Raw genomic sequence first — 22,504 nt, 5'->3', positions numbered from 1 at the left:
CCGGATGGTGCGTTCGAGGACATGGCTTCATCATGGCAGTGGGGTCTGACAACTTCCGGCTATCCGACTCCCGATGGTCAGCTTGACGTCAGCGCCCGGAAAAATGGCGTATCCAGCAGCAAATCGCGCATGGCTGACGGCCTAGGCCGCTGTTGACTCCGTCTGCTCCCTGTCGAGCTGGGGGGTATGTCGCCGAACCGGTCCGCCTAGTAGGGGGTTGCGGAACTCGTCGTAGTCCTGATCGGCATCCTCGAAGACGAACTCGATGAGACCCCGCGATTTCCAGTCCGGCCGACTGGACCGCCACACTGTCTGCTGATTGGCGTGGAAACACCACTTCCGTACTGGTTCCAACGACAAGTCGTGTCCCTCAGCCATGATTTCCGGTGATGTCCTGGTGGCTTTGATCGTCATTACCGATACCCGGTTGCCCTTTGGGCGACCGCATCGACCATAAGGCCGACCGCCGACAACCCGCACGATGACCACGGATGGGCGGTTTTGCAAGAGGTCGCTATGTCCGCAGCCCAGTCGTTGCTCGTTCATCGGTTACGGCGTCGCCCAGTTCATGGGCTTGCCCATCGCGAAAGCGGCTCCCGAGCCCTCGATCGGAGCCGAGAAGTGACCGTAGCGCCTCCCGCGTCTCCCGGTCGGTCGAGTAGATCACCGTGCCGACCATCCCGCGGGTCAGCAAGACCTTGTACACATGCCGCACCAAGACATCAAACCGGCTGTCAGGCAAGGCCTTCGGATTGCGGAGATCGGGGTCCCGATTGGCGTTGCGGACGGACACGAATCGACCGTCGCGCCAAACGAGGTCCGGCCCGAGAATAACGCCGTTCCAGTCATACTCGAACCCTTGAGCGGTATAAATGCAGCCGACCTGGCCGAATCCGCCGTCGTCGGTAGCCCAGAGTGCGCTAGGTGGTGCATCTCCGATGCGCCTGTCGCTCTTGCTGTTCCACGGCCGTGCCCATGATCCGATCTGGACGTCGGGAACTAGCGTTCCGTCCTTGCGGGCGTCGCTCCACGGCCAGCAATAACCTGCGGTCATGCGCGCTGTGTAGCCCTCTTGCATCTGGGTGGCCAGATAGTGTTCCATCTCCCCGGGAGTCTCAGCCAGCAGTACGTTGAACTGCGGATCGCCCGGCCACGCCGCTGGTTGACAATCCTCAGCGAGGCCGAGCAGTCGGACCACCCAGTGCACGTATTCTTCGCTACCACCGCATCGAAACTGTTCACCGAGTGCGATGTGCTGGAATTCGATTCCGAGGTGTCTTGCGTATTGCTCGATCTGCGTGAGCGTCCCCATTTCGCCGGGACGCACGACCTGGTGCTCATCGAGGAGGAAGACTGGAACCCGTGCAGCGGCGATGAGTTCATCGATCTGCGGGCGTTCTGTCCGCAACTCCGCCCGGGTGTAGCGATCGACCGATGTTTTCCGAATGCGGTGGGCTTCGTCCATGATCAGGACGTCCAGGCCGTTCTGATCGGCCGTCATGAACTGGTTGAAGTACTTGAACAGTGCTCGGATCTTCGGTGCTCTTGGGGCGGCGACTTTCCGAAGGGTTTGGGTGAACGAACGCGACCCGGTCGCATGGACAACGGTACGGCCACGACGGGCAAGATCGCCGACGAGAGACAGCGCTATGACGCTCTTGCCACTGCCGGGCCCTCCGGTCACTGTGATAACCCGCTTGGTGTTGCCGGCACGCGCGTGTTCAACGGCGTGCATGACGAGATCGACAGCCAGCTGTTGGTTCCCGATCAAGCGGAACTGCGGTCGGTCGCGGAGCTCCGCTGCGGCCAGCTTCAGCAGTTGTTTGGACGGTGCCACAGCAGAATTGATCAGCAGATCAGCCGCCGCCCTTCCCGGACCCGGAGCAAGCCTGGACCGGAGGAATTCGACCATGGCCCCCTTGTCGCCGGCGGTGAAGAACCGGCCCGTCATCGAGACGGGCACCGCAAGCAAATCTTTGACCAGGGCGGGATCTGACGCGTTGTGCAGGTAAGCCATCCCGGCGACCGAGTCTGGACGGTCAGCGATCACGCGGGCGAAGTCGAGGAGGTACTCACAGTAGCCGCGCACCTGGATCACCGGGTGCAGCCTCGGTCCACCTGGCGCACCCGGCACGTCAACGATTTCCGGATCACCCTCGAAAGCGTAGGCAGATGTCCACTGTTTCAATTCGACGACGACGTATGAAGCCGCACCGGTCCGCGGGTGGGTGCCGGCAAGGACAACATCGGCTCGCTGCGAAGTCAAGGGGAGGTGGTACTCGACCAGCATTTCGACGTCGCCAAGCCCGGCGTCGGCGAGATCGGCGGCCAGTACCGGCAGACTCCTCTTCCACGAGGACTGCTCTGCGGGCGCCGCTCGGCGGCCAGTGCGGTACAGCATCTGCTCCAGCAATTGCTCAACCAGCGATTCGGGTGCCATCCCGATAAGACGATCCGCGGTTGTCCGGATGAGTGTCACGTCGAGTTCCCCAGGGCAGCACGAATACATTCGTGCGGGTGGGGACATATCCGTGCCGGCTGGGAGGAGCCGGGGAAGTCCGTCGGACCGCAGCAGTCATGCTAGGCCAGGTGTCCTCGATCCACCGCCATTGCGGGGCCAATCTCCGTCGACGCGCCTTCGGAAACCGTGAGCAGGACCGGTTATTCAGCCCTCAGCCAACGATCTCCGAGGCCCAGTACTCCCGCAGGCTCGCAATCCGCTCACCCTCGAACTCCAGGATCGCGACCTCCCGCATCCGCTTGCGCTGCCCTTGGACGCAGTCGTCGAACATCGCCTCCCACTCGGCGATCACCGTGATGCCGTCGGTGGCGGTGTAGAGGTTGAGCAACCGGGCCTCGATGTTGGCCTGCCCCTCGACGACCTTGCTCTGCCAGTACGCCCAGATCCCGGCCCGGGTGCGAATCGGTGCCTCCAGCACCCGCTCGTGGTAGGTCGCGTCGTGGGTGAAGATCGTGACGATGAGGTCGGGATCCCGGGTCGTCCAGGCACGCAGGTAGGTATCGATCACCGCGCGGACATCCATGGCAGGCTCTCCATCGTCTGGACGATTGGACGTGCGCACTATCAAATCAGGGACAGCACCGCGCGGGTCCATACGCTGCGGGGGAATCGCCGCCAATGCATCATTGTCAGCGCCCGTTAGGCCCATCAGAGGAAGCATCGGCCGACTCCGCCGACCGCACATCGCGCGGCACCACCGGCAACGCCGCCAGCGCGGCCATCCCGCAGAGTGCAAACGCCAGCGGGTATCCGGACACGTCGATGACCTCACCGAACACCGGCGGTCCGACTCCCGACGTCAGTCGCTGGGTGGTGTTCTGGGCGCCCATCGCCCGTCCGCTCCAGTACGGACCGGCGATCTCCGGGATGGCGGTGAACGCCAATCCGTTGTCCAGGACCGTGATCACCGCCGCGACGACCATCAACGGCACCGCCAACACTGAGTCGAGCCGGTCACTGATCGCCAGCGCAACCATGACCAGCGCGGCGCCGACCGCGATCAGCCTGATCGGTCCCATCCGTGACCCGACGCGGTCCGACCAGCGACCGGCTCCGATGCGGCCCACCGCGCCCAACAGCTGTGAGGTGCTCACCAACACACCAGCCGACCCCACTGACCAATGGTGGTCCTCGATCAACCACACCAACATGAAGGTCAGCACCACCGTCTGGGGCACCATCAGCAGCGCCGACGCCAAATGGATCCGCCACAGCGTGCTGTTTCCCCGATAGGGGTTGAGCAACTCGGCGGCTGGAGCGGTTTTCGGCGAGCGCCGCGGCGGGTCTTTCACACTCACGGCACTGATCACCGCCGATGCCGCGCATACCGCCGCCGGGACGAACAGCGCCACCGAGAAGTCGCGTTCGCCGAGCTGGGGCAAGACCAAGGCCGCCAACGCGATACCCAGCGGCTGCGCGGTCTGGCGGATACCCATCGCCAGGCCCCGCTGGTCCGGCGGGAACCAGCCGGTCACCAGCCGGCCACTGGCGGTGTTGGCGCTCGCGGCGGCCATGCCCCCGGCGAACAGGCAGGGCGCCTCGAACATGATCGAGGTCGGCACCAGCGCCGCCGCCAATGCCGCGCCGCCGGTCAAGCCCAACCCCAGCGTCAACACCAACCGCTCGCCGACCCGATCAGTCAGATAGCCCCAGCCGATCAGGGTCAACACCGTGCCCAGGCTGGGCATCGATGACAAGAAGCCGGCCTCGGCCAAGCTGATGCCGCGTTCGGCGTCAAGCGCCGGGATCAGAAACGCGATCCCGTTGATGAAGACCGTGGCGGATAACGTGGCGATCAACCCGACAGTGAGCAACCACCACCGCCGCGCGGTGCTGATCGATCCGGGTACGGCCGGGTGCTGGTCACGCATCCTGGCGGTCAGCGTAGTTGAGCACCCCGGCGGGGAGGTGGCCGAACAGTTGCCGCCCGGATTTCCGGCGTGCCCCCGATCGGGGTAATCTAGCCCGGGAAATTAGGGCAGCCTTTACTAACACATGCGAGGGGACCGGATGGCCGTCGACGACACCTCGGCGGTTGCGCAGTTCCCGTCCTGGATCGGCCGCTTTCCCGGCCCGGGCGCCGCGACACTGCTGTTCCCACACGCCGGCGGAACGGCGGTCAACTACCGCCCGCTGGCGCTGGCCCTGGCCGCTGGCGCCGACACCTACGTCATGCAGTATCCGCAGCGTGCCGACCGGTTCCGCGAGCCGGCCGCTGAGACCCTGCCGGAGCTGGCCCGCAGCCTGTTCGACGCCGCGCCCTGGCACCAGGTCGGGCCGCTGCGGCTGTTCGGGCACAGCATGGGCTCGATCGTCGCGTTCGAGTTCGCCCGGATCGCCGAAGCGCGCGGTATCGAGATCCAGCGCCTATGGGCGTCGGCCGCGCCTGCCCCCGGCGTGATTTCCGGCCTGCGCAAGGTGCCCACCGGTGATGCCGACCTGCGCGCCGAACTCGCCCAGCTCGGCGGCACCGACCCGCGCATCCTGGCCGACGAGGAGTTCCTGGCGCTGCTGCTGACCCCGGTGCGCTCGGACTATCAGGCGTTCAACCGCTACCACTGCGCACCCGAGGCGACCATCCGCGCCGACATCAACGTGTTGGGCGGCCGCGCCGACGACCGCGTCGGCACCGACCTGTTGGAGGGCTGGGCCGACCACACCACCGGCGCGTGCACGGTGTCGCTGTACGACGGTGGGCACTTCTACCACTACGAGCACATCGACACCCTGGCGAAGCGGATCATCGCCGATGACTGATCGGCGCGAGGACCCGGTCGTTATCGTCGGGCTTGGTGTCGAGGCGCCCGGCGGAATCGACACCGCCGAGCAGTACTGGGCGCTGCTGGCCGACGGTCGCGAAGCGCTGAGCGCCATCCCGGACGACCGCGATTGGGCGGTGCGTGAACTCATCGACGGATCACACCGCGACGGCTTCAAGCCGATCTGCAACGCCGGTGGCTTCCTTTCCGGCGCCGCCGAATTCGACCCCGGCTTCTTCGGGATCGCGCCGCGGGAAGCCATCGCGATGGATCCCCAGCAGCGGGTCGCGCTGCGGGTGGCCTGGCGCGCCCTCGAGGACGCCGGCATCAACCCCGACGAACTCAACGGCCACGACGTCGGGGTCTACCTCGGCGCGTCGGTCACCGGCTACGGCCCGGACATGGCGCAGTTCTCCGCCCACAGCGGTCACCTACTGCCCGGCACCGCGTTATCGGTGATCTCCGGTCGCGTCGCCTACACCCTCGGGCTGGCCGGTCCGGCGATCACCGTCGACACCTCGTGTTCGTCGGCGCTCTCGGCGCTGCACCTGGCCGTCCAGGCGATTCGCACCGGTGACGCCGACATGGCGCTCGCCGGCGGCGTGTGCGTGATGGGCTCGCCCGGATTCTTCGTCGAGTTCTCCAAGCAGCACGCGCTCTCCGACGACGGGCATTGCCGGCCGTACAGCGCCGCGGCCACCGGAACGGTGTGGGCCGAAGGCGCCGGAATCTTTGTGCTGCAGCGTAAGTCAGCGGCTTTGCGGGACGGCCGGCACATCTACGGCGAAATCCTGGCCAGTCGGCTCAACCAGGACGGTCACACCACCGGCCTGCTCACCCCCAGCGAGCAGGCCCAGCAGCGACTGTTCCGGCACGCGCTGGCCGACGCGGACGTGCAGCCCGGTCAGGTCGGCATGATCGAGGGCCATGGCACCGGCACCCGGGTCGGCGACCCCGTCGAACTGCGGTCGCTGATCCACGTCTACGGCGCCGACACCGAGCCGGGCACCGGCCCGCGGCTCGGCTCGGTGAAATCCAACATCGGGCACACCCAGGCCGCCGCCGGTGCACTCGGCCTGACCAAAGTGCTGCTGGCCGCCGAACACCAGCTGATCCCGCCCACCCTGCACGTGCACGACGGGTGGCACGACGGCATCGACTGGGACGGCGCGGGAATCACCCTGGCCGAAACCATCACCGCCTGGCCAGCGCGCGACGGGCGCCGAATCGGCTCGGTCTCGGCGTTCGGGATGAGCGGAACCAATGCGCACGTGATCGTCGCGGTGGACGCTGCCGAGGCGGCGCCATGCTGAGCACCCACCCGACCGCCTTGCCCGACGGCCGCATCCCCGTTCTGATCTCAGCGCACGCCCGCGACCTGGTCCAGACCGAAGCCGCAGCGCTGGCACGCTACCTGCACACCCGGCAGGCCACGGTCGGGGCGGTGGCCCGGACGCTGCGGGCCACCCGCCCGATCCGCCGGTACCGCGCCGTGATCCGGGCCCGCGACGCCGGCGAGCTCATCAGCGGCCTCGAGGCGGTCTACCACGACGCCGAACACCCGCTGGTCGCCCGCTCCCATCAGCAGGAGGCCGCCCGCACCGCCTTCGTGTTCCCCGGGCAGGGCAACCAGTGGCCCGGCATGGGTGCCGACCTTTTGCGCATCGCGGCCTATCGCGCCGAGGCGGACCGCTGCGAGGAGGCTTTCCGCCGCGCCGATCATGCCTCGCCGTTGACCTATCTGCGCGGCGCCGACGATCCGGACCCGGTGGTGGTGCAGGCCGCGCAGTTCACTCACGCCGCGGCACTGGCCGCCACCTGGCGGCATTTCGGCGTGCTGCCCGACATCACCATCGGCCACAGCCTGGGGGAGCTCGCGGCCGCCTATACCGCCGGCGTGGTGGATCTCGACGCCGCGGTGGCGGTGGTGATCGCGCGGGCGGAACTGACCGATTTGCTCACCGACAATGCCCCGGGGCGATTCGGCATGGCGATGATCGCCCTGGGTGCCGAGGCCGCCACCGAGTTCATCGCCGGAACCCCCGGCTGGCTGGAGCTGTCGGTGGTCAACGGCCCGGCATCGGTGGTCGTCTCCGGGGAATGGGCTGCGGTGCAGCAGATCCTGGAACGCGCCGACCGTCGCGGGGTGTTCGCCCGGGAGCTGGCGGTGCGCTACCCCGCTCACACCAGCGTCCTGGAACCGCTGCGTGACCGCATGATCGCGCAGCTTCCCGAGGCGAAATTCCACAGCGCCCCAGTCGAATTCATCGGCTCGGTGTATGGCGGCCCGATCCCGTCGGGCAAGACGTTCCGGCAGTACTGGTTCGACAATCTGCGGCAGCAGGTCCGGTTCGATCTGGCCACCGCCGCCGCAGTGGCGCGCGGCGTCACCACGTTCATCGAGATGTCGGCGCACCCCACCCTGCTCGTGCCGCTGGCCGACATCGCCGATACCGCGCAGGTGCTGGGCAGCACCGACCGCGATCACCCGGCCGATGAGGCGCTGGCGGCCAACATCGCCGCCGCGGCGATCGCCGATCCCGGCTACCGCTGGCGGGACTTCGCCGCCCCCGACGCAGGCGCACCGCTGCGGCATTTCCCGCACGCGCCAATGCACACCACCAGGCTGTGGGCCGGCGCCGCGCCGTCCGCGCAGCCCGACCGGCAGCCGGTCGTCATGACTGAACGGTGGGCACCGGTCGAAGAACCCACCGATCGGCCGGCCGGGGTAGCCGTCATCGACTACACCGGGGCGTCGGCAGAACTGGCCGCGCAGCTCGCGGCCGGTTTGGTCGCCGGTGTGACCGACCCAGCGGACGCCGACCTGCTGGTGCTGATCGCCCCGCCCGCCGACGAACCCGAGATCGCCGAGGCGGCAAGAACGTTCGCTGCGCACGCGGCCGCACAGACATCGCCGGCGCCCGGGCCGACGTGCCGACGGGTGTGGCTGATCACCCGCGGCGCCGAACGACTCGACACGGATCCGCCGCCGCGACCCGGGGCGGCCGCACTGGCGGCACTGCACCGCAGCACCGGATTCGGCTACCCCGACCAGACCTTCGCCCACCTGGACCTGCCGGCCCAACCCACCGCCGCCGATCTGCGGGCCGCGATCGCCGCACTGACCCTGACCGACACCGAGGTCGCGGTGCGCGCCGGACGGCTTTCGGTGCGGCGGTTGGTCGAATCTCCCGTCGCGCCAGGTGTGCCCGCGATCCCCGAGACCGTCGTGATCAGCGGCGGCACCGGGGCCATCGGAATGGCGTTCGCGGCGTTCTGCGCCGAACGCGGCGCCCGCGACATCGTCCTGCTCAGTCGCAGCGGGGCCGCTGATGCCGGTGCGGCCCGGTTGGATGCGCTGCGCGCGCGCACCGGCGCACGCATCAGCACCTTCCGGTGCGATATCACCGACGATGCGGCGCTGACGGCGCTGATCGACGAGCACCACCCGGCGCCGGCGGGGCTCATCGTGCACACCGCATCGGCGGAGGCGGTCGCCACCGAGCAGATCACCGGCAGCGCCGTTCGAGACGCCCTCGGCGCCAAAGTGATCGGACTGGACAACCTGGTACGGCGGTGGCCGCGATACGCCGACGTGCACGTGCTGGTCTGCTCCTCGGTGCTGGCCCTGTGGGGCGGGTCGGGCCACGGCCTGTATGCGGCGGCCAACCGGATGGCCGACACCCTGGCACAGCGGCTGCGGGCCGACGGCCTGAACGCCAACTCGATCCGCTGGGGACTGTGGCAGAACGTTGCGGTAGTCCGCGGTGAAGAGAAGAACCGGATCGCCAGGACCGGCCTGACACCGATGCCGCCCGAGGCGGCGATCACCGCCGGACTGCTGGCCGCGCCGAACGACCCGGCGATCCTGGCCGCCGACTTCGACCGGCTGGCGGTGTTCTTCGACAGCCAGGGGGTGCCGCCCCCGTTCGCCGAACCACCAACCGCCGCATCGGCGGATGCGAGCGCCGACCGCCCGGTCAGTGACGTGGTGGCCACCGAACTGGCGACGGTGCTCGGCCTGGACCGGCCCGACGACATCGACATGCACCGGGCGCTGGTCGACCTCGGCCTGGACTCCCTCCTCGCCCTGGACCTGCGCAAGCGACTGGGCCGGGCGACCGGCCGGCGGGTAGCGCTCGGACCGCTACTGGCCGGAATGACCGGCGCCCAACTGACGGCGACGCTGCATGACGACACAGCGCCGGCCGGGCGATGCGAAAGGACAGTGTTCACCCATGACTGACACCGTCGACCAATCGGCCGACGAGCTGCGGCTGCAGTTGCTGCGCCGCCGGCTCGCCGAACGGGGGCTGTCCGCAACCGAGTCGGCCACCGAATCTGCCGAGCCCGTGATGACCGACGGGCAGCGCCGCATGTGGTTCGTCCAGGCGCTCGACCCCGACGGGACCGTCGCCAACATCTCGGTCTCCTACCGGCTGACCGGTCCGCTCGATCCCGCCCGGCTGCGGACTGCCCTGGCCGCGGTGGCCGCCCGACACCCGGTGCTACGCACCACCTATGCCCTCGACGACGCCGGCGAACCCCGGCCGGTGACCGGCAACGTCACACCCGGATTCACCGAACACGACCTCACCGACCTCGCCGAACAAGCGCGGGCGCTGAGGCTGGAGGTGCTGGCCCAGCGCGAGTTCGCCACCCCGTTCCGGCTGGAATCCGATGCCCCGCTGCGACTCACGCTGATCCGGATCGGGCCGGACGAACACATCCTGTTGCTGGTGGCCCACCACATCGCCTGGGACGACGCCTCCTGGGCGATCTTCTTCGCCGACTTGACTGAAGCCTATGAGGCCGAGGCCACCCCCGACGCTTTCGCCGCGCTTGGGCCCGTCCGCGTCGTCGCCCCACCGGCCGGCGCCGATCACGAAGCCGACCTGAACTACTGGCGCACGCTGCTGGCCGAGCCGCCCGACCCGCTGGAACTCCCCGGACCGCGCGGCTCGGCGGTGCCGCACTCGTTGCGGGCCGGATTGTGCACCCGGGTGGTTCCCGTCGAGTTGATGGACGGCATCACCGAGTTGGCACGCAACAACGGCGCCACCGCCTATATGGTGGTCGCCGCAGCGCTATCAGCGCTGATTTTCCGCTACACCGCGACCGACGACTTCCTCATCGCCTCACCGGTTCTCAACCGCACCGCTGGCACCGAGGACGCGATCGGCTACTTCGGCAACACCGTGGTGCTGCGCGCGAAGATCAATGCCGCTGACCGGTTCAGCGACCTGCTGGCGCGCACGCGTGACACCGCGCTGGGGGCGTTCGCCCACCAGGGCATCAACCTCGATCGAGTGGTCCGCGAACTCAACCCGGACCGGCGCAACGGGGGGGTGGAACGCCTCACCCGGCTCAGCTTCGGCTTCCGGGCCGGCGATGGGCAGGGCTTCCATCCGCGCGGAATTGATTGCAGCCGAGCAGATTACCGCGGCAAGATCGCCCAACTGCCGCTGGGCATCATGCTAGAGGCCGGTGACGACGGGGCGCTGATCGAAGCCGAGTATCTGCACGACGTGCTCGACGAGGCACTGGTCGACCAACTGCTACGACACCTGGTGCAGCTGCTGGCCGCCGCCGTCGCCGACCACCAGGCTTTCATCAGCGAGTTGGACATGCTCGGCGAAGCGGACCGCTCCTGGCTGGATGCGGCCTCGCGCGGACCGGACTTCGCCGCTACCCCGACCACGCTGGGCTCGCTGGTCGCCGACCGGGCGGCGCTGACCCCGGATGCCGTCGCCGTCGTCGACGATCACAGCCGTTACAGCTACGCCGAGATCAACGCCCGCGCCAACCGGATCGCCCACCACCTGATCGCGGCCGGGATCGGCACCGAGGACAAAGTTGCCGTGCTGCTGGGCCGCTCGGTCGACCTGGTGGTCACCGCACTGGGCATCGCCAAGGCCGGCGCCGCCTATGTACCCGTCGACCCCGAATACCCACCCGAGCGCATCGAATTCATTCTCGGTGACGCCCGGGCAGCCCTGGTCATCCGCGAACCGCTCACGCAAGAGGAGCTGGCCGGCCGGCCCGACACCGATCCGACCGATACCGACCGGGTACGCCCGCTGCGGCCGGAGAATCTGGCCTACCTGATCTACACCTCGGGTTCGACCGGGCTGCCCAAGGGCGTGGAGGTAGCCCACGCCCCGATCGCCGAATACCTGATGTGGTTCGGCCAGGAGTACCGCATCGACGACACCGACGTGCTGCTGCAGGTCGCCTCGCCGAGCTTCGACGTCTCCATCGGTGAACTGTTCGGCACCCTGGGCAACGGCGCCCGGCTGGTCATTCCACGCCCGGACGGGTTGCGCGACATCGGCTACCTGACCGACCTGCTGCAGCGCGAAGGCGTGACCGCCATGCACTTCGTGCCCTCGCTGCTCGGGCTGTTCCTGTCGCTGCCCGGGGTCAACCAGTGGCGCACCCTGCGACGCATCCCGATCGGCGGCGAACCGTTGCCCGGTGAGCTGGCCGACAAGTTCCATGCCACCTTCGACGCCCTGCTGCACAACTTCTACGGGCCCACCGAGACTGTGGTCAACTCCAGCCGCTACAAGGTGGAAGGCGCCCAGGGCAACCGGATCGTGCCGATCGGCAGCCCCAACATCAACACCACCATCCGGTTGCTCGACGACGCGCTACAACCGGTGCCCGTCGGCGTGATCGGTGAGATCTACATCGGCGGAACACATCTGGCCCGCGGCTACTTCGACCGGCCCAGCCTGACCGCGGAACGCTTCGTCGCCGACCCGTGGGCCGTCGGGCAGCGGATGTACCGCACCGGTGACCTGGCCCGCCGCAACGCCGCCGGCGACCTGGAATTCATCGGCCGCGCCGACGACCAGGTCAAGGTCCGCGGCTTCCGCATCGAACTCGGCGAGGTGGCCGCGGCCATCTCGGTGGACCCCAGCGTCGGACAGTGCGTGGTCGTCGTCTCCGACCTGCCCGCGCTCGGCCGCAGCCTGGTCGCCTACCTGACGCCCGCCGGAGACACGGAGGTGGAGATCCCCCGGATCCGGGCCCGGGTCGCCGCCGCGCTACCCGAATACATGGCCCCGGCCGCCTACGTGGTGGTCGACGACATCCCGATCACCACCCACGGCAAGATCGACCGTGCCGCCCTGCCCGACCCCCAGCCGATCGAGACCGCCGCATACCGGGAACCCGAGACCAACACCGAACACACGGTGGCGCAACTGTTCTCGCAACTGCTGGGCCGCGAGCGGGTCGGCGCCGACGACTCGTTCTTCGACCTCGGTGGCCACTCGTTGCTGGCCACCAAACTGGTGGCGGCGATCCGCGCCCGTTGCGGCGCGGAGATCGGGATCCGCGACATCTTCGAGGCCAGCACGGTGGCCCGGCTGGCCGCCGCGATCGAGCGGGCCCGGGCCGGTGAGAACGGGCCGGGCCGCCCGCCGCTGGTCGCGGTGCCACGATCGGGTCCGCTTCCGGTCTCGGCGTCGCAGCTGCGTACCTGGTTCGCCTACCGGCTGGACCCGGACGCCACCGGCGACAACATCCCCCTGACAGCCCGACTCACCGGCCCCTGCGATACCGCTGCCTTGACCGCCGCGCTCAACGATGTGGTGGCCCGCCACGACAGCCTGCGCACCACCTTCTGCGAGATCGACGGGCTGCCTCACCAGATCATCAACCCACCCGCTTCCGTGCCGGTGACCGAACTGCACTGCCCGGCAACCGATCCGGAGGAGGTAGCGCAGTGGACCCGGGCGCGGCTCGACGAGCAGCGCGGCGCGGGCTTCGACCTGGAGCGCGACTGGCCGATCCGGGCGGCGCTGCTGCACCTGCCCGGCGACGAGCGGGTGCTCTCGCTGGTGGTGCACCACATCGCCGCCGACCATTGGTCGGTGGAGGTGCTCTTCACCGACCTGCTGATCGCCTACCGGGCCCGCGCCGCCGGCGCCGAACCCTCGTGGGCGCCACCGGCATTGCAGTATGCGGACTTCGCGCACTGGCAAGGCGAGCTGCTGCGGGACGAGTCGGGGCTGATCGACGCCCAGCGCCGCTACTGGATCGAAGAACTGGCCGACCTGGCCGACGACACCGGCCCCCGGCCGGACTTCCCGCGCCCGGCCACCGCCAACGGCTCCGGTGACTCCGTCGCGTTCACCGTCACGCCGCAGGTGCGGGCCGGGCTGGCGGCGCTGGCCCGCGAGACCGGTGCCACCGAGTTCATGGTGGTGCAGGCCGCAGTCGCGGTGCTGATGCACCTGGCCGGCAGCGGCGACGACATTCCGCTCGGGGTACCGGTCGCCGGCCGCAACGACAACGCCCTGGACAACCTGGTCGGGTTCTTCGTCAACATCGTGGTGCTGCGAAACCGATTGTCGGGCAACCCGACCCTGCGCGAGGTGGTGCTGCGGGCGCGGGAAGCCGCCCTGGGCGCCTACGCCCACGCCGACCTGCCGTTCGACCGGCTGGTGGAGGCGCTCAACCCGGTCCGGACGCTGTCGCGCAACCCGCTGTTCCAGGTGGTGGTGCACGTGCGCGACGCCGCCGAGGTCAGCCACGTCGTGGACAGCAGTGCCGCGGGTGAGCTGGTGTTCCGCACCGTGATGCCGACGTTCGACATCGCGCACGCCGACTTGTCGGTGAACCTGTTCGCCACCGACGACCCCGCCGACGGCCCCCGCTATGACGGTCACCTGATCTACCGCACCGACCTCTACGAGCGCGCCACCGTGCAGCGCCTGGCCGACTGGTTGGGACGGGTGCTGGCGGCGATGGCCGGCGCACCGGAGCAGACCCTGCGCGAGATCAGCCTGGTCGACGATGAGCAGCGCGAGCGGATCCTGCACCAGTGGAGCCGCGGCGCCGAGGCTCCCGCGGACGACCCGCGGACCATCGCCGAGGTGCTGGCCCCAAGCCGCAGCTTCGACGGAGTCGCGGTGCGCTGCGCCGGTGCCGAGTTGACCTACCCGCAGCTGCACCGCCGCTCAGACCAGCTGGCCGCCCTGCTGATCGCAGCCGGCGTGCGGCCCGGAACGCTGGTGGGCCTGTCGGTGCGACGCGACCTCGACCTGGCGGTAGCGCTGGTCGGCATCATGAAGGCCGGTGCCGGCTACTTCCCACTGGACCCCAGCTATCCACGTCAGCGCCTGGAGTTCATGGTCGAAGACGTCGCACCGAAGGTGGTCGTGGTCAGCGCGACGACGCGTGAGGCCATGCCGGCCCCGGACGGCGTGACGCTGGTGTGCCTCGACGACGCCGACGTGCAGGCGGAACTGTCGAAAGACGCTCCCGGAGTGGACCTTCCGGTGCCGCACCCGGACGACCCGATGTATCTGGTGTTCACCTCCGGCTCGACCGGTGTGCCCAAAGGCGTCGTGGGCACCCACCGGTCGATGAGTGCCCGGCTGAACTGGCAACTCGCCCACTACCCGGTGCCCGGCGAGGACATCCGGCTGGCCCAGTCATCGATGACGTTCCTGGAGGGCGGCATGGAGCTGCTGGCCGGGTTGGCCGCCGGGGCCACCATGATCCTGGCCGACGACAACGAGTTCCGTGACCCCGAGGCGCTGGCCCGTCTCATCGTGGATGAACGGGTGGCTCAAGTGACGGCGGTGGCCAGCCTGATCTCGGTGCTGGTGGACTCCGCGCCCCAGGCCATGGCCGGCCTGCGGCGCCTGGTGTGCAGCGGTGAACCGGTCTCGGCGGACCTGCTGGCCCGGCTCGGTGCGGTGCTGGATCCGAAAGCTCAGCTGCTCAACAACTTCGGAGCCACCGAGACCTCCGGTGCGGTGGTGCGCGGCGAACTGGCGCCGCCCACCCCGAAACTGGGCCGGCCCACGCCCGGCTCGCAGGCCTACCTGCTCGACGACACGCTGCAGCCGGTGCCGCCGGGCGTGGTCGGCGAGGTCTACTACGCGGGACCGCAGATCGTACAGGGGTACTGGAAACGTCCCGGGCTGACCGCAACCCGGTTCGTCGCCAATCCGTTCAATCCCGGTGACCGGCTCTACCGCAGCGGCGACCGCGCCCGCTGGAGCAGCGACGGAGTACTCGAATTCGTTGGCCGCACCGACCATCAGGTCAAGGTCCGCGGCTTCCGGGTGGAGCTGGCCGAGGTGGAGGCGGCGCTGCGGGGTGCCCCCGGGGTGGCGGCGGCGGCCGCCCGTACCTGGGAACAGCGGGGCAGCACCACGTTGGCCGGCTATGTGGTCCCCGACGGTCCGATCGCCGACGCGGCGGAGTTCATCGCGGCGGTGCGCGCCGCGGTGGCCGCGGCACTGCCCGGCTACATGGTGCCGTCCTCGCTGACGGTGCTGGAGACGATGCCGCTGACCGACTCCGGGAAGCTGAACCGGCCGGCGCTGCCGCAGCCGGCGGTGGCCACCCGTGGCGAAGCCGACCCGCCGGTCACCGCCACCGAACAGACCCTGGTCGGCATCTGCGCTGAGTTGCTGGGCGTCGAGCGGATCGGGCGCAGCGACGGCTTCTTCGAACTCGGCGGCGACAGCATTCTCTCGGTGCAGCTGGCCGCCCGGGCGCGAGCGGCCGGACTGGACATCGACCCGCGGATGATCTTCGAGCACCCCACGTTCGCCGACCTTGCCGCCGCCGCCGACATGCGGGTCGCCGGCGACAGCGGCCCCGACGACACCGCGTTCGCACCGATGAGCGTCTCGGGTCTCAGCGGTGAGGAACTGGCCGACCTGACTGCGGCATGGGGCGATTCGCCGTGACCGAGGCCACAACACAGCGCAGCACTGCGCAATCCATCGAGGACGTGCTGGCCCTGTCCCCGCTGCAGCAGGGGCTGTTCTCGCTGGCCAAGCTCGCCACCGATGGGTTGCCAGTCGACGACGGGGTCGACGTCTACACCGTGCAGTTCGTCATCGACATCGTCGGCGCCGTCGACGCCGGGCTGCTGCGCCGCAGCGCCGAGGCGATGCTGGCCCGGCACGCCAACCTGCGGGCGTCGTTCTGGGATGTCGACCTGCCGCACCCGGTGCAGATCATCCCGGCACGGGCCAACCTTCCGTGGCGGGAGATCGACGCTGCACCAAGTGAATTCGAACAGATCGCACACACCGAACGCACCACCAACTTCGACCTGGCCCGCGGCCCGCTGCTGCGCTTCGTGCTGGCCCGCTCCGCCGCCGACCGGCATCGGCTGATCCTGACCGTGCACCACCTGCTGCTCGACGGCTGGTCGATGGCGGTGTTCTTCGACGAACTGGTGGCGATCTACCGGGCCGGTGGCGTCGACCCGCTGCCCCCGCCGCGGCCCTACCGGGACTACATCGGCTGGCTGGCCAACCAGGACACCGATAAAGCCGTCGCCGCCTGGCGCGACTACCTGGCCCCGCTCAGCGCCCCGACCATCCTGGCCGACAGCGAACGCGCCCAACCGGGCAGCGTCCTACCGCAGACCCACGAGGTGGCCCTGAACCCCGATGACACCGCGCGGCTCACCGACTGGGCCCGGCGGCACGGGCTGACGCTGAACACCGTGCTGCAGTTCGCCTGGGCGGTGCTGCTGAGCCGGCTCACCGATCGCACCGAGGTGGCGTTCGGGGCGGTCGTCTCCGGTCGGCCCCAGCAGCTCACCGGCGTTGAATCCATGGTCGGCCTGTTCATCAACACCGTCCCGGTGGTCGTGTCACTGCCGCCGCGCGCCGAGGTGATCGCGAGCTGCCAAGCCTTGCAACGGGATAGCGCGGCCATGCGTGATCTGGGCTACGTGAGCCTGTCCACGGTGCAGCGGGCCAACACCAACGCGGTCTTCGATACCCTGCTGGTGTTCGAGAACGCCCCGATCGGTGCGGCGGCCGCCGGGGTTACCACCCCCGACGGCGTGCGGTTCATCCCGGTCACGGTGGAAAGCCTCACCCACTACCCGCTGACCGTGGTGAGCTACCCACCCCGCGACGGCCGGCTCACCGTGCTGCTCGAGACGGTTCCCGAAGCGCTGGGAGAGCTGCCGGTCGTCGACCTGGGCCGGCGGCTGCTGCAGCTGCTGCGTCAGCTGGTCGACCCGGCGCGGCCCCGCATCGCCGACTTGCAGGTGCTGTTGCCCGCCGAGCAGGCCCGCCGGGCCGAACCGGGGCGTGCGCCTGCGGTAGCGGTGCCCGAACTGTTCGCCGCCGCGGCCGCCGCCCACGGCGACCACCCGGCGCTCACCGGCGAGAACCGCACGCTGACCTACGCCGAACTGTCCAGCGAAACGGCCCGGCTGGCACGGGCTTTGGCCGGACGGGGGATCGGCCCGGAGGACCGGGTCGCGATCGCCCTGCCGCGCTCACTGGATTCGGTCATCGCGATCCTGGCGGTGTTGCAGGCCGGCGCAGCCTACGTCCCGATCGATATCAGCCTGCCGGAAGCCCGGATCGAATCCATTCTGCGCCAAGCCGATCCGAAACTAACCCTGACCCCTGAGCTGCTGGCCGAATTACGTTCCGGCGCGGCCGAGCACCGCCCGACCCCGACGGCGATCCACCCCGACTGCGCCGCCTACGTCATCTTCACCTCCGGCTCCACCGGAGAACCCAAGGGCGTCGTCGGCACCCACCGGGCACTCGCGTCGTACTTCGCCGACCACCAGCAGCGCATGTACGCACCCGCGGTGGCCCGGCTAGGCCGGGCATTGCGCATTGCGCACGCCTGGTCGCTGAGCTTCGACGCCAGCTGGCAGCCGCTGGTCGGCCTGTTAGGCGGGCACAGCGTGCACCTGTTCTCGGCCGAGGAGATGCGCGACGCCGAGGCGATCATCGACGGCATCCGCCGGCACCGGCTGGACATGATCGACACCTCACCGTCGATGTTCACCCAGCTGTTCGACGCCGGCCTGCTCGACGCGCACGCCGCCCACCGGCTCAGCGTGCTGGCGCTCGGCGGAGAAGCCATCGCCCCGCACACCTGGACGAAGCTGCGGTCGGTGTCGGCGGCGGTGGCCGTGCACAACTGCTACGGGCCCACCGAGACCACCGTGGAAGCCGTCGTCGCCGACGTCGCCGACACCGACGTGCCGGTGATCGGAGAAGCGGTGCGGGGCATGACCGCTCACGTGCTCGACTCCGGGCTGCGCGAGGTGCCTGACGGGGTGGCCGGCGAACTGTATCTGGCCGGTGCGCAGGTCACCCGCGGCTATCTGGGGCGCGCCGGTGCGACTGCGGCCCGCTACATCGCCGACCCCTTTGCCGCCGGCGGCCGGATGTATCGCACCGGGGACCTGGTCCGGCGCCGCGGCGACGGCCGGTTGATCTATCTGGGCCGCGCCGACGATCAGGTCAAGGTGCGCGGCTACCGGGTCGAGATCGCCGAGGTCGAGACCGCGCTGGCCGCGGCGACCGGGGTGACCACCGCTGCGGTCCTGCCCGTTCAGGGGCCGACCGGAACCCAATTGGCCGGGTTCGTCACCGGTGTCGGTGTCGATGTCGCCCGGGTCCGCGCCGAGATCGGCGGCCGGCTGCCGGCCTACCTGGTGCCGGCCCGCATCACCGTCGTGGAGTCGATGCCGTTGACCCCCAACGGCAAGCTCGATGCCGAGGCGCTGGTCGCCCTGGCCGGGCCCGTCGTCGGCGGCGGCGAGGAGCCGGCCACCGAAACCGAGCGAATCCTGGTGGAGATCCTGGCCGAGGTCTTCGGCGACACCGGAGGTCTGGCGGACGCGTTCCCCGGCGTCGAGACCGATCTACGTGACCTGGGGCTCGACAGCATCGTCGCGCTGTCGATGGTGCGCGCGGCACGCCGGCGCGGGCTGCCCATGCGCCCGCGGACCGCACTGACCTGCACCACAATTCGGGATCTGGCCGCGGCGCTGGACACCGAAGCCGCCCACGCCGAACAGGCCGTCGAATGCGCCGCTGACACCGGGCCGATCCCGCTGCTGCCGGCTGGCCGCTGGCTCTACCAGTTCGGCAGCCCGCGCCGGCTCGGACAAGTCGAAGCGGTTCGCCTTCCGGCCGATACCGAACCAGAACGGGTGCGCGCTGCGCTGGCCGCGATCGTCGGCGCACACCCGGTGCTGCACGCGCGCCTCGACCCGGCCACGCTGCTGTTGCACCCGATCGAACCCGTCGACGTCCTGACCGAGATCGCCGTCGAGGCTGATGATCTGGCGGCGGTCACCGAGCACGGCACCCGGTTGCTGGCGAGCCTGGACCCACACGCCGGCGTGCTGCTGCGTGCGCTGTGGCTTCGCCCGCCGACCGGAGCCGGGGTGCTGTTGCTGTGCGGGCATGTGCTGGCCCTGGATCCAGTGTCGTGGCAGGTGATCCTGGGGGAGCTGCACGCCGCGCTGGCGGGCGCCGACCCGCTTCCGGAACGCAGCGGCTACCGGCGCTGGGCCACCGCCCTCACCGAGCGCGCGCACGCGCTGGACACCGTGCCGTACTGGGCTGCCCAACTGGCCGGCGACGACCCGCAGCTGGGCGCTCGACGGGTTCGTCCCGACGTGGACCGCGCCGGTGATCTGACGGTATCGGTGGCCGTCGCCGACGCGGAGATCACCGCTGCGCTGTTGGCGTCGCAGGTGCCGATGCATGACCTACTGGTGGCGGCGACGGCACGGATGATCACCGCCTGGCGCAACCGGCGCGGGCAAGACGGTGCGGCGCCACTGCTTGCCCTGGAGACCCACGGACGCGCCGAAGACGTCATTCCCGACGTTGACACGGCCGACATCACCGGGCTGCTGACCGCGATCTACCCGCTACGGGTACCCCAGGCCGACCCGGCCGGCGTCGCACACGCGCTGGCGCAGATCCCCGGCAGCGGCATCGATTTCGGCCTGTTGGCCTACCTGCGCGCCGACACCGCCGCCCAACTGGGCGCCGCACCCGGGCCCCAGGTGCTGCTGAATTACCTCGGGCGCGTCGACCGGGCCGGCGACGGGCCGGCCGTGGCACCCGATCTGATCGCCGCACTGCCGTCGGTGCCCGAACCCGAGCAGGCGGTGCGCCACGAGCTGAGCATCTTCGCCGCGGTGGCCGACCTCGGGTCGGGTCCGGCGTTGATGACACAGTGGCGGGCGCTGCCCGACATCCTCGCCGCCGGGGAGCTGAGCGAGCTGCAAGAACTCTTCGTCGAGGCGCTGGGCGATCTGGTGGAGGAGCTGCGATGAGCACGCTGGCGGTGGTGGGCGCGGGCGCCAAGGCGGTGGCGGTGGCCGCCAAGGCTGCGGTGCTACGCGAAATGGGTGTCGACGCACCCGAAGTGGTCGCCGTCGAACGCACCGAGGTGGCCGCCAACTGGCGGGCGACCGGGGGCTGGACCGACGGCGCGCACCGGCTGGGCACCAGCCCGGAGAAGGACGTCGGCTTCCCCTACCGCTCCGCGGTGGTGGCCGGCCGCAACGCCGAGATCGACGAGCGGATGACCCGCTACAGCTGGCAGGCCTATCTGATCGCCACCGGCCAGTTCGCCGAGTGGGTGGACCGCGGCCGGCCGGCCCCTACCCACCTGCGGTGGAGTCAGTATCTGCGCTGGGTGGCCGAGGCGGTGCGGCTCAACGTGATCCCCGGCGGGGTGGACCGGCTGTCGGTCGACGGCGCCGGCTGGTTGTTGCATACCCGGGAGACCGAAGTGGCCGCTGACGCGGTGATGATCACCGGCCCCGGCCAGGCGGAGAAGTCGATCTTGCCCGGCAACCCACTGGTGCTCTCGATCGCCCAGTTCTGGCACCGGGCCGCGGCCGACCGGATCAGCGCCGAGCGCGTCGCCGTCATCGGCGGCGGCGAGACCGCCGCGTCGATGCTCAACGAGTTGTTCCGGCACCGGGTTTCGACGATCACGGTGATCTCGCCGCAGGTGACGCTGTTCACCCGCGGGGAAGGGTTCTTCGAGAACACGCTGTTCTCCGACCCGACCGACTGGACCGCGCTGACCCTGTCGGAGCGCCGCGATGCGCTGGCCCGCACCGACCGCGGGGTGTTCTCGGCGCGCGTGCAGGACGCACTGCTGGCCGACGACCGGATCCGGCATCTACGCGGCCGGGTCGCGCACGCGGTTGCCCGAGACGGCCGAATCCGCTTGACGCTGAGCACGAACCGCGGCGGTGAGAACTTCGAGACCGTGCACGGTTTCGACCTTGTCATCGACGGCTCCGGTGCCGACCCGCTGTGGTTCGTCTCGCTGTTCGGTCAGGACACCCTGGATCTGCTGGAGCTGGGGCTGGGTGGCCCGCTGTCCGGCGACCGGCTGGCCGAGGCGATCGGTCACGACCTGGCCGTCGCCGGCGTCACCCCGAAGCTGTTCCTGCCCAATCTGGCCGGGCTGACCCAGGGGCCGGGTTTTCCGAACCTGAGCTGCCTGGGCCTGCTGTCCGACCGGATTCTGGGTAGCCACATCCCGACGAGCAGTCCCCGGCAAGCGGGAGGTAACCCCGGTGAACGCCCGCTTTCGGCGCCCGCCGAGGGTGCTTTCGCGTCTGGCCGCGCCCTGAAGAACGAGGAGAGTCGATGAGCACCAACCCCTTTGACGACGACAACGGCACCTTCTACGTGCTGGTCAACGACGAGGACCAGTACAGCCTCTGGCCGACCTTCGCCGATGTGCCCGCCGGGTGGCGGGTGGTCTACGGAGGTGAACAGGGCGCCGCCCGCGCGGCCTGCCTGGACTACGTCGAACAGCACTGGAACGACCTGCGTCCCAAGAGCCTTCGTGATGCCATGGCGGCCGAACAGGGGTAATCTGTGCGCGGTAACCGTCGTGCGACAGGGGTGGAACTGTGACTGGAAGACTTCTGCTGACCGGCGCCGCGGCGCTGGCCGCGATCGGGATGAGTTCGGCGACCATCGCGTCGGCGGAGCCGGCCGCACCCCAGGATGTTGTCGCGGGCGCACCGATTCCGCTGGAGCCGGCCCCGGCTCCGCCCGCACCCCCCGCCCAGGGAGCGCCGCTGCCCACCACCGATGAGGTGTCCGGCATGCTCACCCGGCTCAGCGACGCCGGGATCGGCTACAAGGAGAAGGGCGACCTGGTCGAGAACGGCATCACCCAGCAGGAGGGGCACGGCCTGGACCACGAGCTGCGCAAGGCCTACCGCGACGGGGCGTTGCCCTACAACTTCGACGTGCTCAACGTCGTGCCGACAGGCGACGGCAAGGCGCTGGCCAACGTCACCGTCACCGGTCCCAAGATGCCGGCCCCGAAGACCGTGCCGCTGCAGCTGGTCGACCAGGGCAGCTGGGTGCTGTCGCACGATTCCGCGATGCAGCTGTTCCAGCAACTGGCCCAGGGCTGA

Annotated in this window: 11 protein-coding genes; 8 read left to right on the top strand and 3 right to left on the bottom strand. The window is 69.6% G+C overall.

The features are described 5' to 3' along the window. Positions 1-514 precede the first annotated feature (514 nt). The 3 genes from AC5Y4Q_RS14725 to AC5Y4Q_RS14715 form a co-directional block, all read right to left on the bottom strand. Positions 515-2,479: a DNA/RNA helicase domain-containing protein gene (locus AC5Y4Q_RS14725; RefSeq protein ID WP_328589400.1), complete on the bottom strand. Its 1,965-nt coding sequence runs from the start codon at positions 2,477-2,479 to the stop codon at positions 515-517. 193 nt (positions 2,480-2,672) lie between these two features. Beyond that, positions 2,673-3,044 carry a nuclear transport factor 2 family protein gene (locus AC5Y4Q_RS14720; RefSeq protein WP_064922051.1) on the bottom strand — a complete coding sequence of 124 codons (372 nt, stop codon included), beginning with the start codon at positions 3,042-3,044 and terminating at the stop codon, positions 2,673-2,675. Positions 3,045-3,150: 106 nt separating this feature from the next. After that, the gene (locus AC5Y4Q_RS14715; protein WP_499959430.1) at positions 3,151-4,392 is read right to left on the bottom strand and encodes an MFS transporter; all 1,242 of its coding nucleotides are present in this window, start codon (positions 4,390-4,392) and stop codon (positions 3,151-3,153) included. Positions 4,393-4,531: 139 nt separating this feature from the next. Here AC5Y4Q_RS14715 and AC5Y4Q_RS14710 point away from each other — a divergent pair, with 139 nt between their 5' ends. Genes AC5Y4Q_RS14710 through AC5Y4Q_RS14675 form a run of 8 tightly spaced genes read left to right on the top strand, consistent with a single transcriptional unit; the run spans position 4,532 to position 22,504 of the window. Next, positions 4,532-5,278 (top strand): thioesterase II family protein, encoded by a 747-nt coding sequence (locus AC5Y4Q_RS14710; RefSeq protein WP_064922049.1) that lies wholly within the window; start codon positions 4,532-4,534, stop codon positions 5,276-5,278. Beyond that, positions 5,271-6,593 (top strand): beta-ketoacyl [acyl carrier protein] synthase domain-containing protein, encoded by a 1,323-nt coding sequence (locus tag AC5Y4Q_RS14705; RefSeq protein ID WP_065018837.1) that lies wholly within the window; start codon positions 5,271-5,273, stop codon positions 6,591-6,593. The genes AC5Y4Q_RS14710 and AC5Y4Q_RS14705 overlap by 8 nt, the downstream gene beginning before the upstream one ends. Beyond that, positions 6,587-9,526, top strand: a complete 2,940-nt coding sequence (locus tag AC5Y4Q_RS14700; protein WP_499959427.1) for an SDR family NAD(P)-dependent oxidoreductase — start codon at positions 6,587-6,589, stop codon at positions 9,524-9,526. Before AC5Y4Q_RS14705 ends, AC5Y4Q_RS14700 begins: the two co-directional genes overlap by 7 nt. After that, positions 9,519-16,001 (top strand): amino acid adenylation domain-containing protein, encoded by a 6,483-nt coding sequence (locus tag AC5Y4Q_RS14695; protein WP_499959425.1) that lies wholly within the window; start codon positions 9,519-9,521, stop codon positions 15,999-16,001. The genes AC5Y4Q_RS14700 and AC5Y4Q_RS14695 overlap by 8 nt, the downstream gene beginning before the upstream one ends. Continuing rightward, the gene (locus AC5Y4Q_RS14690) at positions 15,998-20,383 is read left to right on the top strand and encodes an amino acid adenylation domain-containing protein (protein WP_499959423.1); all 4,386 of its coding nucleotides are present in this window, start codon (positions 15,998-16,000) and stop codon (positions 20,381-20,383) included. The genes AC5Y4Q_RS14695 and AC5Y4Q_RS14690 overlap by 4 nt, the downstream gene beginning before the upstream one ends. Continuing rightward, complete coding sequence (gene mbtG / locus AC5Y4Q_RS14685; RefSeq protein ID WP_234786390.1) at positions 20,380-21,723, top strand: NADPH-dependent L-lysine N(6)-monooxygenase MbtG; 1,344 nt, start codon at positions 20,380-20,382, stop codon at positions 21,721-21,723. The genes AC5Y4Q_RS14690 and mbtG overlap by 4 nt, the downstream gene beginning before the upstream one ends. Beyond that, positions 21,720-21,950 carry an MbtH family protein gene (locus tag AC5Y4Q_RS14680; RefSeq protein ID WP_064922044.1) on the top strand — a complete coding sequence of 77 codons (231 nt, stop codon included), beginning with the start codon at positions 21,720-21,722 and terminating at the stop codon, positions 21,948-21,950. Before mbtG ends, AC5Y4Q_RS14680 begins: the two co-directional genes overlap by 4 nt. 38 nt (positions 21,951-21,988) lie before the next feature. Next, on the top strand, positions 21,989-22,504 hold the full coding sequence (locus AC5Y4Q_RS14675; RefSeq protein WP_082952633.1) for an MTB12 family secreted protein: 516 nt from the start codon (positions 21,989-21,991) through the stop codon (positions 22,502-22,504).

This window comes from Mycobacterium sp. NGS16, assembly GCF_059813225.1.
The sequence above is the reverse complement of the archived record's forward strand: the minus strand, read 5'-3'. Positions and strand labels throughout refer to the sequence as shown.